Origin of the sequence: Thalassospira profundimaris, from assembly GCF_003326675.1 — a bacterium.
In the GTDB taxonomy this organism is placed as follows: Bacteria; Pseudomonadota; Alphaproteobacteria; order Rhodospirillales; family Thalassospiraceae; genus Thalassospira; species Thalassospira aquimaris.
On record NZ_JPWF01000004.1, the window covers coordinates 299,884 to 312,933 of the forward strand.

At 53.9% G+C, this 13,050-nt stretch carries 14 protein-coding genes; 10 read left to right on the forward strand and 4 right to left on the reverse strand.

Going from position 1 to position 13,050, the window contains the following annotated elements; genetic code table 11:
- Positions 1-136 precede the first annotated feature (136 nt).
- Positions 137-658, forward strand: coding sequence for an isoprenylcysteine carboxylmethyltransferase family protein (locus TH19_RS07915; RefSeq protein ID WP_114101783.1), 522 nt, complete (start codon positions 137-139; stop codon positions 656-658).
- A 13-nt stretch (positions 659-671) separates the two neighbouring features.
- On the opposite strand, the gene TH19_RS07920 is transcribed toward TH19_RS07915, so the two are convergent.
- The 3 genes from TH19_RS07920 to dctP all read right to left on the reverse strand — a co-directional run bounded on the left by TH19_RS07920 (position 672) and on the right by dctP (position 3,450).
- Positions 672-1,520, reverse strand: coding sequence for an AAA family ATPase (locus tag TH19_RS07920; protein ID WP_114101889.1), 849 nt, complete (start codon positions 1,518-1,520; stop codon positions 672-674).
- Between the two features lie 104 nt (positions 1,521-1,624).
- Positions 1,625-2,200 (reverse strand): YdeI/OmpD-associated family protein, encoded by a 576-nt coding sequence (locus tag TH19_RS07925; RefSeq protein ID WP_114101784.1) that lies wholly within the window; start codon positions 2,198-2,200, stop codon positions 1,625-1,627.
- 146 nt (positions 2,201-2,346) lie between these two features.
- Positions 2,347-3,450: a TRAP transporter substrate-binding protein DctP gene (dctP, locus tag TH19_RS07930; protein WP_114101785.1), complete on the reverse strand. Its 1,104-nt coding sequence runs from the start codon at positions 3,448-3,450 to the stop codon at positions 2,347-2,349.
- 162 nt (positions 3,451-3,612) lie between these two features.
- Between dctP and TH19_RS07935 the strand changes: the two genes are divergently transcribed.
- A complete protein-coding gene (locus TH19_RS07935) occupies positions 3,613-4,260 on the forward strand; it encodes a TetR/AcrR family transcriptional regulator (RefSeq protein WP_181846355.1) in 648 nt (215 codons plus the stop codon).
- Here the strand turns inward: TH19_RS07935 and TH19_RS07940 are convergent.
- A complete protein-coding gene (locus TH19_RS07940; protein WP_114101787.1) occupies positions 4,257-4,877 on the reverse strand; it encodes a TetR/AcrR family transcriptional regulator in 621 nt (206 codons plus the stop codon). The two genes, TH19_RS07935 and TH19_RS07940, sit on opposite strands and share 4 nt — an antisense overlap.
- A gap of 142 nt (positions 4,878-5,019) precedes the next feature.
- Between TH19_RS07940 and TH19_RS07945 the strand changes: the two genes are divergently transcribed.
- The 8 genes from TH19_RS07945 (at position 5,020) to TH19_RS07980 (ending at position 13,043) form a co-directional block, all read left to right on the forward strand.
- Complete coding sequence (locus tag TH19_RS07945; RefSeq protein WP_114101788.1) at positions 5,020-6,108, forward strand: ABC transporter substrate-binding protein; 1,089 nt, start codon at positions 5,020-5,022, stop codon at positions 6,106-6,108.
- 147 nt (positions 6,109-6,255) lie between these two features.
- Positions 6,256-7,119, forward strand: a complete 864-nt coding sequence (locus tag TH19_RS07950; RefSeq protein WP_114101890.1) for an ABC transporter permease — start codon at positions 6,256-6,258, stop codon at positions 7,117-7,119.
- A gap of 1 nt (position 7,120) precedes the next feature.
- Complete coding sequence (locus tag TH19_RS07955) at positions 7,121-7,912, forward strand: ABC transporter permease (RefSeq protein ID WP_114101789.1); 792 nt, start codon at positions 7,121-7,123, stop codon at positions 7,910-7,912.
- Positions 7,909-9,024, forward strand: a complete 1,116-nt coding sequence (locus TH19_RS23240; protein ID WP_114101790.1) for an ABC transporter ATP-binding protein — start codon at positions 7,909-7,911, stop codon at positions 9,022-9,024. Before TH19_RS07955 ends, TH19_RS23240 begins: the two co-directional genes overlap by 4 nt.
- A complete protein-coding gene (locus tag TH19_RS07965) occupies positions 9,021-9,755 on the forward strand; it encodes an MBL fold metallo-hydrolase (RefSeq protein WP_114101791.1) in 735 nt (244 codons plus the stop codon). The genes TH19_RS23240 and TH19_RS07965 overlap by 4 nt, the downstream gene beginning before the upstream one ends.
- Positions 9,756-9,826: 71 nt before the next feature.
- Entirely contained in the window at positions 9,827-11,251 is a 1,425-nt protein-coding gene (locus TH19_RS07970; protein WP_114101792.1) for an aldehyde dehydrogenase family protein, read from the forward strand.
- 65 nt (positions 11,252-11,316) lie between these two features.
- Positions 11,317-12,033: a hypothetical protein gene (locus TH19_RS07975; protein WP_147250735.1), complete on the forward strand. Its 717-nt coding sequence runs from the start codon at positions 11,317-11,319 to the stop codon at positions 12,031-12,033.
- A 158-nt stretch (positions 12,034-12,191) separates the two neighbouring features.
- Positions 12,192-13,043: a tetratricopeptide repeat protein gene (locus tag TH19_RS07980; protein WP_114101794.1), complete on the forward strand. Its 852-nt coding sequence runs from the start codon at positions 12,192-12,194 to the stop codon at positions 13,041-13,043.
- Positions 13,044-13,050: the final 7 nt, after the last annotated feature.

Here is a 13,050-nt window from a genome sequence, read left to right on the forward strand (position 1 = left end):
AAACTTTTGCGATATAAAACATGACTTCATGCAACCCAAACCTGGACAAAGCGGCCCCCATCAGGCACTTTCCGCCCGCACGTACCGGGCATGATCGCCGCGGATTACCAAAAACAAACGCACGAGCATTCTTTTTATGACTGATTTTCTTTATGGCTTTGTCGCCATTGCCATCATTGCCCGACTGATTTCCTTGGCAATTTCCAAACGAAACGAAGCACGTTTGCGCGCGGCTGGTGCCGCCGAATATGATGTTGCCACCACCCGTATTCTGACCGTTGCGCATATCGGGTTTTATGCTGCCAGCGTTATCGAAGGGATTAACCGCGCAGCCCCGGTCGGTACTTTGACCTATGCCGGAATTGCGATTTGGGTGGTTTCGATTGTCATGCTTGCAGGTGTGATTGCGACGCTGCGTGACCTTTGGACGGTCAAGCTTTTCATCTCGCCCAATCACGAGATTCGCACCAGCATCCTTTATAAAATTTGCAAGCATCCCAATTACTTCCTGAACATCGCACCTGAATTGATCGGCTTTGGCCTGGCTCTTCAGGCGTGGGGAACGCTGATTGTCGGACTGCCGATTTACGCAGCCATACTTTGGCGTCGTATTCGCGCTGAAGAAGCTGCAATGAAGGCAACCTTTCCGGCCTATTAAGGCCGGGAACCACCTAGCGCCCTTCGCGCCGCGCCATGAAGGCCAGCCGTTCAAACAGATGCACATCCTGCTCGTTTTTAAGCAATGCACCATGAAGGGGCGGCACGGCCGATTTGGCATCCTTGGCACGCAGCACTTCGGGCGGCAGGTCTTCGGCCATCAGAAGCTTCAACCAGTCCAGAAGCTCGGACGTTGACGGCTTTTTCTTCAATCCCGAAACGTCGCGAATATCATAGAAAAGGTTCAGGGCCTCGGCGACCAGACGTTTCTGGATACCGGGATAATGCACCTCGATAATCTCGGCCATGGTATCGGCGTCGGGGAAGCGGATATAATGGAAGAAACAACGCCGCAGGAACGCATCGGGCAATTCTTTTTCATTGTTTGACGTGATGATCACGATCGGACGATTGATGGCCTTGACCGTTTGCTGGGTCTCGTAAACGAAGAATTCCATGCGATCGAGTTCCTGCAACAGATCGTTGGGGAACTCGATATCGGCCTTGTCGATCTCGTCAATCAGAAGAACCGGGGCGTCTCCATCCGACTCAAAGGCTTCCCAGAGCTTGCCCTTGACGATGTAGTTGGCGATGTCATGAACACGCTCGTCCCCCAACTGGCTATCGCGCAAACGCGAAACCGCATCATATTCATATAGGCCCTGCTGGGCGCGGGTAGTGGATTTGATCGACCATGTGATCAGCTTTTTGCCAAGTGATTTGGCAATTTCCTCGGCCAGAACCGTCTTGCCCGTACCCGGCTCTCCCTTGACCAAAAGCGGACGTTGCAACGTGATCGCGGCATTGACTGCCACCATCAAATCCTCGGTTGCAACGTAATTCTCCGTACCCTGAAACTTCATTTTGCCCTGCAACATACGTTGACGTTTACGTTAACCTAAGATGTTCGGACTGCCGGGGCAAGTGGCCAAGTTAAAGCTTTTGAACCGCGATCACTAACACAGGCTTAGCGGTCGTGAATGCCTTTGCCTTCCAGAATGCGCGGACGATGCTTTTCGATCCGGGCCAGCCGGGTCGCTGACTGTTTTGCACCACCGATATAAAGCCCGTATCCACGTTGTCGGCCCGGTGTAAGGGCTTCGAACGCGGTTTTCAGTTCGCTGTCTTCGGCAAGTTTGGCAAGCAGTTCCGCAGGCAAATCAGGGGTATCGGCCTTCTCAACCTTAAGCCCCGCTTCTTCGATCTTGAGGGCCGCCTGGACATAGGACTTGATGCTGTTTTCAGATTTGGCAACATCATCCATGCTGGCAAAACGGATTTGTCGGCCGGAGTTTGAATTGGGTCCGGGCGGCACAAGGATATCGGCCGGATCATCCATCAAGGCGCCCTTGAAAAACATCAGGGCAAGAAAATCCTTCATGCCCTGAATGATGGCGATGTTTTTGCCATCCTGCATATAGCAGGGCTTGCCCCATTTAAGGCCTTCTTCCAACCCGCATTCCAAAAGAATGCCGCGAAGACGAACAGACTCAAGCGGCCAGCTCTGTCCTCTTTCGAAATAACCATCTGCCGGTGAGCTCATTATTTTCGGCTCCGATTGCGCGTTTCAACCCTAGGATGCGTTTTGATAACATCACGGGCAAAAGCCGCCAAGCAGTTTGGAATCCATGATCCGGGCTGCTGACATCCTGCTGTCAAAGAACAGGATGTCAGCTTTGCATATCCGCCCTAGTTCCGGACGGGCAGAAAATCATTCATGATTGCAGTCACTTCGCCCATCACGGCACCGGCCCTTTTGTTGCCGTTGGCTTCCTGTTCTGCTACCCAGGCGGCCTGCACATCCTGATAGCGGGTGGCTTTGGCGAATGCGTCAACCTCGGACGTATCAAGCATACGCACATTGGCACCAGCTTCGCGCAGCTTTGAAATCTGGTCATCAAAGCTTTGCGTCATCACTTTACCGAGGGTCTCGTATGATTTTGCAGCAGCCCGGTGAATGGCATCCTGATACTCTGTATCAAGGCTATCCCAAACATCCTTGTTCATGGTCAGTGGATAAACATGACCAAGCCACAGGTCATAGGAAACCAGAATATTTGGCGCCACGTCGTGGGCATTAAGGAAATAGCCGCTATCGACATTGACCATCAGGCCGTCAAGTTCACCAGATTTCATCGCTTCGTAGACTTCCGGACCCCAATGGACACGCACAGGCGTTGCACCAGCATTTTTCAGGAAATCGAGGTGCCAGAAACTTGCCGAACGCCATTTCTGCCCGGCGATCCCCGACAGGTCAGAAAGCGGTTCAGTGCTGTAAAACGCGACCGGATAGCCCGTTCCGAAAAAGATCGGCACAATATTATTATCGGCCAGTTCCTTGGTAAATACGGGTACTTCGTCATAAACGCGGCGGAAAAACGCGATCTGCTGATCATCCTTCGGACCAACGATGAAGCTTTTGAATATTTGATGAAGCGGCATTTCCTTGGCAGTGTATTCCGGCACCGTTGTTGCCATATCAACTGCACCACTGCTGAGCGCACCCAAGGCATCATAGGCCTGTGCCAGTTCACCATCCCAATGATCTTCGATTTTCAGGCGTCCATTTGATTCCGCCTCGATCAACGGAAAGAGCACGTCGCGCAAAAAGCGTGTCCGCATTCTGTCTGCGGGCTGGTGATCACTGAACGTCAAAATGCGCGGTGATGCATGTACCTGCTGGGAAAACCCGACGGTCATCCCCGTTGCCAGTACAGCAGCACCCAGGATCGAGCCAAGAAACAATCTGCGTCCGATCGATATGACCTTCGTGGTTTTAATGCCTTCACGCATGTGCATCACTTTCTGTCCTCGCGGTTTATCAAACCGGGCTGTTCATCCTGTCCCGGATCTTCGGTGTGCGCCACCCAAATCCGGGGAAAATCGTGCGCCCGTCTTGTCGGAACGCTATGAAACAAATATATCTGAACAATCCTTCAGTTTGGAATTCGCATATTGAAAGCATCCGCTACAGACGGCCTGAAGCCCAGAAAACAGCCGATCCAAAGCAGGTCCGGTGTCACGGTCGAGGCCATTCATGAAGCAACCATTCAGGTTTTGCTGGCCGAGGATCTGGGGCGTTTCACCACGACACGCGTTGCGGACCGCGCAGGCGTTTCGGTCGGCACGCTTTATCAATATTTCCCCAACAAGGAAGCCCTGCTTTACGCCATCCTGCTGAACCATTTCGAAGCAATGGCGACGGAATTCGAACGCATTGCCTCCAACGCCGAGAATGCCCCTTTGTCGGATCTCGCGGCAAGCATCGCAGACGCCTATGTATCTGTGAAAATGAGAAACCCCGAAGCAACCAAGGCCATGTACCGGATCGCCGGCGCCATCAATCAGGTCAGATTATCGTCCGACGTGTTCGCACGGATGGGGCGGGCTGTTGGGGAAATTCTTGGAAAGGCAAATGACGCATCCTTTGCCGATCCCAAAACCGCAACATTCACGGTGCTGGCTGCACTGGCCGGACTTGCGCGTGGAAGTTTCGGTGAGTTGGGCGAAGATCACGGCGTTCTGGATAATCTTCGCATTGAAAGCCGACGCCTTGCCATCGCCTATCTGCATGCGGCGGCAAGTGCGGGCAAAAACGCCTAGCTTGCCTGTGATACCAGATCGGCAAGCGGGATATTCTGGCGGGCGACCTGATCTTTCAGGCCATCCACATTCATTTCCTCGTCTTTGACAAACTCGATGAACATCATGTTCACATTGTTAAAGACAAGCTCGCCGGTTGCCGTGCAATCGACATCCTTGCGCACAATGCCGCGATCCTGAAGGGACCGGAAAAGATCGCAAACCTGTTTCGACAGGCGATGATCAAGGGCGGTATAGCGCTTGGAAAACGGTGTTTCAGGCTGTGCGATTGAAAGCGACATGGCAGTCCGCCACATCTCCTTGGACAGATATGTCAGGGAATGGTCGTAATATTTCCCGATCAGTTCAAGCAGGGCACCGGCGACCTGATCATGCTTTTTGGCAATGATCCCCTCGCCCGCTGCCAGCACTTCCTCGACCTCCATCGAGACCGTCGCCATCAGCATATCCCCCTTGTTTTTATAGTAATTATAAAACGTTCCAACCGATACACCGGCCATTTCGGCAATGTCCTCTATGCGCGCACTGTCATAGCCGACTTTGCGAAACAGTGTTGTCGCCGCCTCAAGAATACGGCGGTTTTTATCGGCTTTTTTCTGGGCGCGCAGACCTGACATTGTCACTCCGAGAAAACTGAACGGGTTCAAAAATTACATTGACTCAAAAAATGAACACGTTCAATATTTTTTCAACGGCACCGGAATGAGTGCCGAAAGACCCAATAAAAGGGAGGCCTCAATATGAAATCAGGGAGAGCCTATGTTTCGTCACGTTGCTACGGGGAAAACCCGCAATAAGCTTTTAGGCGGTGCCGCAACCTTTTTGCTTGGTGCCATTGCTGTTGCAAACAGCGCACAAGCCACCGAAGAGTTGAACGCACTTGTCTGGTGCGATCACACCGATCCGGCCTTGATCGAGCCGTTCGAAAAGAAATACGACGTCAAAGTCAATCTGAAGGAATATGAAGGCACGGGTGCGGGCCTTTCGATCATCGAACAATCCCGTCCGGGGGACTGGGACGTGTTTGTGATTGACGGCGTTGATGTGCATCGGGCTGTTGAAATGGACCTTCTGGCCGAAATTCCGGCCGATGCCCTGCCGACTTCCGATATCTTCCCCGAAGTTGTGATGGCGGAAAACAACGTGGTTGATGGCAAGATTTATGCCGTCACCGAAAAGTTCGGCTACAACACCATCTCGTTCGACAAGACCAAGGTTGATCCCAAGGACATGGAAGACATGTCGGTGATCTGGTCGGACAAATATGCCGGGCGCATCGCAGTTTATGATTACTACCTGCCGGTTATCGGACTTGTCGGGCTGGGCCTTGGCATTGATACGGCGGACCTTGGTGCCGACGATATGGACGCCATCAAGGAAAAGCTGTTTGCGATGAAAAAGGTCTCCAAGCAGGTTGGCGAAGTTGTCTCGTCCCAAACGGCTTTGGCCACAGGTGAAGTCGATATTCTTGTTGGCGGCGGTGAATGGATCACGGCGGTTCTGTCCGAAGACAAACCCGACCTTGATTGGGTCATCCCGAAACAGGGCGGCCTGCGCTGGGCCCAGTCGATTGGCGTGATGAAAGAGTCCGCCAAACCCGACCTTGCGCTGAAATTCGTTCAATACATCCTGAGCCCGGAAGGACAGGCACGTCTTGCCACATCGTCCTGTTACTGGGGGATGCCCGCCAACGCCAAGGCCGGCGACAATTTGACCGCCGCGCAAAAAGCAGCCCTTCGCTGGGATGATCAGCCGGGCTACCTTAAAAACTCGCAGCTTTATCCGATCCCAGATGCCGATCTGGATGCCCAGATGCAGGATGCCTGGGTCGAGATGCTCCAGCAATAAGCATCCCGCGCTTATTGCCACCCGCCATTGCCCCGCTTTTTGCGGGGCAGTGGTTCTGCTAAGCTTGCCAAAACGGCGACCAACCTTCCACGACACCAAGACTGGTAACCGGGCCAAATGCCTGTGTTGCTTACAAAGGACACCGTGATGGCTTCTGTCACCCTGGAAACACGCGAGAACCGCCGCGCATGGGGGTTTGTGACCCCGGCATTGCTGTGGACGGTCGCGTTTTTCGTGATCCCGTTTCTTGTCATGGCCGCGATCAGCCTTGCCACCCGCAAGGGCCGCGACATCGTCATGACGTTCAATCTGGACAATTACATCACGTTTTTTGAAAAGGCCCATCTGCTTAAGGGGCTTTTTGTCTCGCTTGAAATCACATTCACCGTCACCATCATTTCCGTGATCCTTGCCTATCCGCTGGCATGGATCATCGCCGAACGTGTCCCCCAAAAATGGCAGCGCATGGCACTGATCATGGCGATCCTGCCATTCTGGACCAGCTATGTGGTGCGGTCCTATTCATGGCTTCTGGTTCTGGCCAAAAACGGGGTGATCAATAACGCCCTTTTGCATATCGGTCTGATTGCCGAACCGCTTGAACTGGCCAGCACCCGCACCGCCACCGTGATCGGGTTCGTGCATTTCTTTGTCATGCTTTTGACCCTGACCATCTATGCCAATCTGGTACAGATGCCGCCAAATTATCGCCGGGCGGCAGCCGATCTTGGCGCCAACGGCTTTCAGGTTTTCTGGCATGTCATCTTGCCGCTGACCTTGCCCGGTATCATGGTCGGTGCGTTTCTGACATTTGTGCTGTGCATTGGTGATTACATCACGCCACAGATATTGGGCGGCAATAATGAATTGGCCCTGCCACAGGTCATCATGTTGCAACTGGGCCGCCGGGCCGATTTCCCGATGGCCGCCACATTGTCGATCATTCTGATGGTGGTGGTCACACTTGCCTATATCGCGTGTGCCCGATGGCTCAAGATGGAGAGAACATAAAATGATCTCTCCACGCTTTTCCAAAATTGCCTCCTGGGTCTATCTGGCGGCACTTTACGGCTTTATCTTTTTGCCGGTTGCAGTCCTTGTGCTGTTTTCATTTCAGGATGGCCGCCTTCCCGTCCCGCCCTTTAATGGGGTCACCCTTAAATGGTATGGCGAGGTTTTTGCCGACAGTCGCCTGATGTCTGCCCTTGGCAATTCCTTGATGGTGGCCATCGGATCTTCGCTGGTTGCCTGTGTACTTGGCTTCTGTGCCGCGTATGGGCTTGCGCGCTATATTCTTCCGGCCTCCCGGCTTCAGCGCGGGCTTCTGGTTGCGCCCATGACGGTCAGTTACCTGATCATCGCCCTTGGTCTGTTATCGACCTTTAACTGGCTGGGTGTTTCCCTGTCGCTTTGGACCGTTGGCATCGGGCATGTGGTGATCAATTTGCCGCTATGCTTTGCGATCATTTACGCATCGATGGGCGATCATCAAAAAAACATCGAACGGGCCGCGCGCGATCTTGGTGCTGCCGAATGGCAGGTGATGACACAGATATCCGCCCCGATGTTGATGCCATCGATCCTTGCGGCATTTTTCCTGTCCGTCACCTTTAGCTGGGATGAATTTATCATCGCGTTCCTGCTTTCGCGCTTTGACGTCACCCTGCCTGTTGAAATCTGGAGCATGTTGCGTTCGGGCCTGAACCCGAAAACCAACGCGGTCGGAAGTGTTGTCTTCCTGGTATCGGTTGCGCTGCTGCTTATTCTTGAACTGATTGTCTTTAGAAGGACGGCAAAGAAATGACCGCCCCAGTATCCATTCGCAATGCGACCAAAACCTTTGGCGATTTTACCGCCCTTGATGATGTCAGTCTTGAAATCGCCGTTGGTGAATTCATTGTCCTGCTTGGCCCGTCGGGTTGTGGCAAAACCACCCTGCTGTCGCTTTTGGGCGGGTTTCTGTCACCGACCCGTGGCGTGATTGAAATCGCCGGGCGCGATATGGGCGATGTCCCGCCTTCCAAACGTCCGACCACCACGATGTTTCAGGATTATGCCCTGTTTCCGCATATGACCTTGCGCGACAATGTCGCCTTTGGCCTGAAGATGCGCAAGGTCGGCAAGACCGAACGCCACGCCAAGGCCGAGGAACTTCTTGATATGGTTGGCCTTAAGGCGTCCGCGACCAAGAAACCCCACGAACTTTCCGGTGGCCAGCGCCAGCGCGTTGCCCTTGCCCGCGCCCTGGCGGTTGAACCTGATGTGTTGTTGCTTGATGAACCGCTTGGCGCACTTGATCTGAAACTGCGTCGTCAGATGCAGGATGAACTCAAAGCCATCCAGAAGCGCGTCGGCACCACCTTTGTTCATGTCACCCACGATCAGGAAGAAGCCATGGCGATTGCCGACCGGATTGTGGTGATGAACGAAGGCAAGATCGAGGATGTCGGTCGCCCCGAAGATATCTATATGCGCCCGCGCACCCTGTTTTCGGCAAGCTTCATGGGGGAAGTCAATTTCTTTCCCGGCACGATTGATGCCCTGACCGATGATGCCATTCACATCCATACGGCACTGGGGGCGGTGAAGTTGCCCGCATCGGTAATGGCCGATCAAAACGCGACAGCGGCGCAAAAGATCACCCTTGCCATTCGCCCCGAACATTTCCGTGCCAGCACCGGAACCGGCCCGCGCATCACACTGGGCAAGGCCAAGGTCGAAGATGGTGCTTTCTTTGGCACGCATCATCGCGCCCATCTAAGCCCGGCGGATTATCCCGACATGATCATCACCGCCCATATGCCGCAATCGGCAATCATTGAACCGGGTGCCTGGATTGACCTGACCCTTGATCCGGCATCGGTGGTCATCCTACCCGGACATCCCGCCGCCAAAGTGCAAGAGGACGCCGCATGAGGATCCTTGATCACGCCAAACCCGAAGACTGGTACAGCACCAAATCCGTCGGCGACGATGTCACCTATATCGGTGAACCGTTTATCGAGGAATTTTACCGCTGCAATATCTGGCATATCCGCGGACGCGATGGCGATATGCTGGTCGATAGTGGCATGGGGGTGGTGTCATTGACCGCCTGGGTGCCACTGGTGACAGAACGCCCGGTTCAGGCGGTTGCCAGCCATACCCATTTTGACCATATCGGCTGTCACCACGAATTTGAAAACCGCATCTGTCATCGCTGCGAGGCAGACCTTCTTGCCGCGCCGACGCGCAAAAACACCCTTGCCGATCCTTATGTAACGGACGAGATTTTCACCAAACTGCCGCCGCTTCCCTATGCCTCGACCACCTATGCGGTCAAGGCCGCCCCGGCCACCCGGATTGTCGAGGATGGCGATGTCATTGATCTTGGCGACCGGCATTTTGAAGTCATCCACACACCGGGTCATTCGCCGGGCGGCATTGCCCTTTGGGAAGCATCAACCGGCATCCTGTTTTCGGGCGATATTGTTTATGATGGACCTTTGATCGAAGACACTTATCATGCAAATGCAAAGGATTACGTGCGATCAATGGAACGGCTTTATGATTTGCCGGTCCGGGTCGTTCATGGCGGACATTTTGCCAGTTACGGGGCCGAACGCCACCGCGAGATTATCAAAAACTGGTTAGGCAATCGGACCTGACTTCAGGCACTCCGTCCCGAACGACAGACGATCTGGCCCGACACAACCCTACGATCAGGAAGGCTTCCTAAATGGAAAACGCAGGCAAATTTTACATCAACGGCAAATGGGTTGATCCGATTTCGTCGCAGAAAATGGATGTCATCAATCCGGCCACCGAAGAAGTCATTACGCAAATCACGCTGGCCAGCGAAGAAGATGTCGATCTTGCGGTTGCCGCGGCCAAACGGGCCTTTGTCACCTATAGCCAAACCACCATTGATCAGCGCCTTGGCTGGTTGGAAAACCTTCTTGCGATTTATAAGCGCCGCTATTCCGAAGTGGCCGATATCATCACCGCCGAACTGGGTGCGCCAACCACCATGGCCCACGAACAGCAGGCCGCGGCGGGCAGTGACCATCTTGCCGATTTCATTGCGGTTTTGCGTGATCTGAAACTTGAAGAAACCCTGCATAACGGTGAAACACTTTTGCGCGAACCGATCGGGGTTTGCGGCCTGATCACCCCCTGGAACTGGCCGATCAACCAGATCGTTCTCAAGGTCATCCCGGCCCTTGCAACCGGCTGTACCTGTGTGCTTAAGCCGTCCGAATTTACCCCGCTTAATGCCACCCTTTATGCCGAAATGATCCACGAGGCGGGCTTCCCCGCAGGTGCCTTTAACCTTGTTCAGGGGGCTGGCCCGGTGGCCGGTGCCACCCTTTCACAGCATCCCGATATCGCCATGATGTCCTTTACCGGATCAACCCGCGCAGGCAAGGCCATCACCCGTGATGCGGCAGAAAACGTCAAACGCGTAACCCTGGAGCTGGGTGGAAAATCGCCAAACATCGTGTTTGATGATGTCGATATCGAAGATCGCATCACCTTTAGCGTGCTGGATGTCTTCAACAATTCTGGACAAACCTGCGATGCACCGACCCGGATGCTTGTGCAGCGATCCATCTATGACGAGGCGGTCAAAGTTGCCAAACGCGTTGGTGACGCCGCCAGAGTCGGTGATCCGACCATCGAAGGCGACCATATCGGCCCGCTGGTCAGCCACATTCAGTTTGACCGCGTACAGACCCTTATTCAGGCGGGCATCGACGAAGGTGCCACCCTTCTGGTCGGCGGAGTTGGCAAACCCGATGGCATCAATGAAGGCTATTACACCAAACCAACCATCTTTGCCGATGTGAACAACAATATGCGCATCGCACGCGAGGAAATCTTTGGCCCGGTCGTTTCGATGATCCCGTTCGATACCGAAGAAGAAGCCATCAAGATCGCCAACGATACCCCCTATGGTCTGGCGGCCTATATCCAGACCCCCGATGATGCCAAGGCCAACCGCGTTGCCCGCAAGTTGCGTGCGGGCATGATCCGCATCAATGGTGCCTTCCCCCGCCCGGGTAGCCCGTTTGGCGGCTATAAGCAATCGGGTATCGGACGCGAAGGCGGCCTGTTTGGCCTTGAAGATTTCATGGAAATCAAGATGCTGCATAAACCATAAATCACATCAAGCCAAAGATGCCGGGCGGCAACCTGCTGCCCCGGCATGGCACTTCGGGGACCTTCATGATCAAACTGTTGCTGGTGTTTTTGGCAGCCACCTTCACTGCCTTTCCGGCCCTTGCTGGAAACCTGTTTGACGACAATTCCGCCATCGGGACGGTCCTGCATAGCCAGATTGAAACGCCGCATGGTGAAATCATGTTGCCAAACGGGGACTGGACCCTTGCCGGTTTGCAAACTGGCGGCGCAGATGCCCCATCATCCCTTGGCAAGACTGTTTTGGCGCGGATCGGGCAGGATAACAGCCTTGATGGCCTGATCTTTGTGACGGTTTCCCTTGGTGATGGAACCGATTACCGACCCACGGCCAAACAATGGTGTGCCCGCAATTCCGATGCCCTGTTCATCACGGAAATGGAACCATCCAGCGCATCCGAAACCGGCTGCCTTGTAATTGAAGAACTGGTCAGCCGGTTGGATAACCTGACACAACCACATCTCAAACAGGCATCAAGCTATCTGGAAAACCGCAAGGCAATCCATCCCGACACCCTGTATTTCGCGACATTCCAGATCGCCAGTGAACAGAAATTCCTGTCGGTATCCTATGGATTTGATTTCCGCCTGCCGCCAACCGAAATGCTGCCCGGATATACCCCGGCAAGCAACACCGCATATGACGGCCCCTATTCCGATCTGACGCGGCAGAACAACCTTGATCTTGTGAAGGGCTGGGCACAGGCAAAGGAAACCGAAATCCGAAACGGGTTTCTGAACTGACCATCGCGGTTCTCTGACCTTTGCCAAACGTCACCTGCATTCATCACCCAAGGTCGACATAGGGCTGGCAATGCCTGCCCCGGTCTTTATAATCCCATCGTTAATCGATAAATCTAATGATCCGGCAAACGGATCAGGAATGGATTGGGAAATCTCGGATGAATGCAATGTCCTTTGCAGATATGGGGCTTGCAGCCCTGAAAAGGCGACAATTTGACGCCGCAATCAATATGCTGCGTCAGGCCCTTGGCGAAGATATGGATAATCTGGAAGCACGGTTCGGTCTGGCCCGTGCGCTTCATGAAAAAGGTTCGATCACCGAAGCACTTGGCGAATATCGCACTGTGCTGCAATCTGATGGGGACAATGCCGAATGCCTCTATCACATTGCACGCGCCCTGCTTGAAAATGGTGATGCCCGCAATGCACTGAACCATGTTGATATTGTTCTGCGCTCCAAACCGACCAACCCGGATCTTCTGACCTTGCGTGCGCAGGCATTGCTTGAACTTGATCGTAGTGAAAGCGCCCTTTCGGCCCTGCAAACCGCCGCCCATCACAGCCCGGGGTCGGAAACCATCCATCGTCTGATGGCAGCGTGTTATCGCGCCAACGACGATGCCGAAGGCGAAAGACGCGCCGTCGAACAGCTGTTGCGCATCAATCCGTCATCACTGACCGCATCGAATGATATGGGGGTCATTAACCTGCGCGAAGGCCACCTGATCGCGGCGTTTGAGGCATTTGAACAAATCCTGTCACAAGCCCCTGAACACCCCGAAGCAACCCTTAATCGTGCCATCGTGCTGACGGTTATGGGCGGGATGGATCATGATGCGATCTGGGGCCGGGTGATGACGGTATGTGATGATCTGGACGGTCTTGAAGATATCCGCGCACTTGCCGATGAACTGGCAAAGCTGCCCGATGACAAACGCAAGGACAGTGACATCGCAAATGCCTTGGTCGCACTGGCTGCACTTGCCCCAAACGATCTGACAGATAACTGATATCAAA

What these genes read in the sequence shown, in the direction of transcription:
- TH19_RS07915 (WP_114101783.1), top strand. Translation starts at nt 137, where the DNA reads ATGACTGATTTTCTTTATGGCTTTGTCGCCATTGCCATCATTGCCCGA.
- TH19_RS07920 (WP_114101889.1), bottom strand. Translation starts at nt 1,520, where the DNA reads ATGAAGTTTCAGGGTACGGAGAATTACGTTGCAACCGAGGATTTGATG.
- TH19_RS07925 (WP_114101784.1), bottom strand. Translation starts at nt 2,200, where the DNA reads ATGAGCTCACCGGCAGATGGTTATTTCGAAAGAGGACAGAGCTGGCCG.
- dctP (WP_114101785.1), bottom strand. Translation starts at nt 3,450, where the DNA reads ATGCGTGAAGGCATTAAAACCACGAAGGTCATATCGATCGGACGCAGA.
- TH19_RS07940 (WP_114101787.1), bottom strand. Translation starts at nt 4,877, where the DNA reads ATGTCAGGTCTGCGCGCCCAGAAAAAAGCCGATAAAAACCGCCGTATT.
- TH19_RS07945 (WP_114101788.1), top strand. Translation starts at nt 5,020, where the DNA reads ATGTTTCGTCACGTTGCTACGGGGAAAACCCGCAATAAGCTTTTAGGC.
- TH19_RS07950 (WP_114101890.1), top strand. Translation starts at nt 6,256, where the DNA reads ATGGCTTCTGTCACCCTGGAAACACGCGAGAACCGCCGCGCATGGGGG.
- TH19_RS07955 (WP_114101789.1), top strand. Translation starts at nt 7,121, where the DNA reads ATGATCTCTCCACGCTTTTCCAAAATTGCCTCCTGGGTCTATCTGGCG.
- TH19_RS23240 (WP_114101790.1), top strand. Translation starts at nt 7,909, where the DNA reads ATGACCGCCCCAGTATCCATTCGCAATGCGACCAAAACCTTTGGCGAT.
- TH19_RS07965 (WP_114101791.1), top strand. Translation starts at nt 9,021, where the DNA reads ATGAGGATCCTTGATCACGCCAAACCCGAAGACTGGTACAGCACCAAA.
- TH19_RS07970 (WP_114101792.1), top strand. Translation starts at nt 9,827, where the DNA reads ATGGAAAACGCAGGCAAATTTTACATCAACGGCAAATGGGTTGATCCG.
- TH19_RS07975 (WP_147250735.1), top strand. Translation starts at nt 11,317, where the DNA reads ATGATCAAACTGTTGCTGGTGTTTTTGGCAGCCACCTTCACTGCCTTT.
- TH19_RS07980 (WP_114101794.1), top strand. Translation starts at nt 12,192, where the DNA reads ATGAATGCAATGTCCTTTGCAGATATGGGGCTTGCAGCCCTGAAAAGG.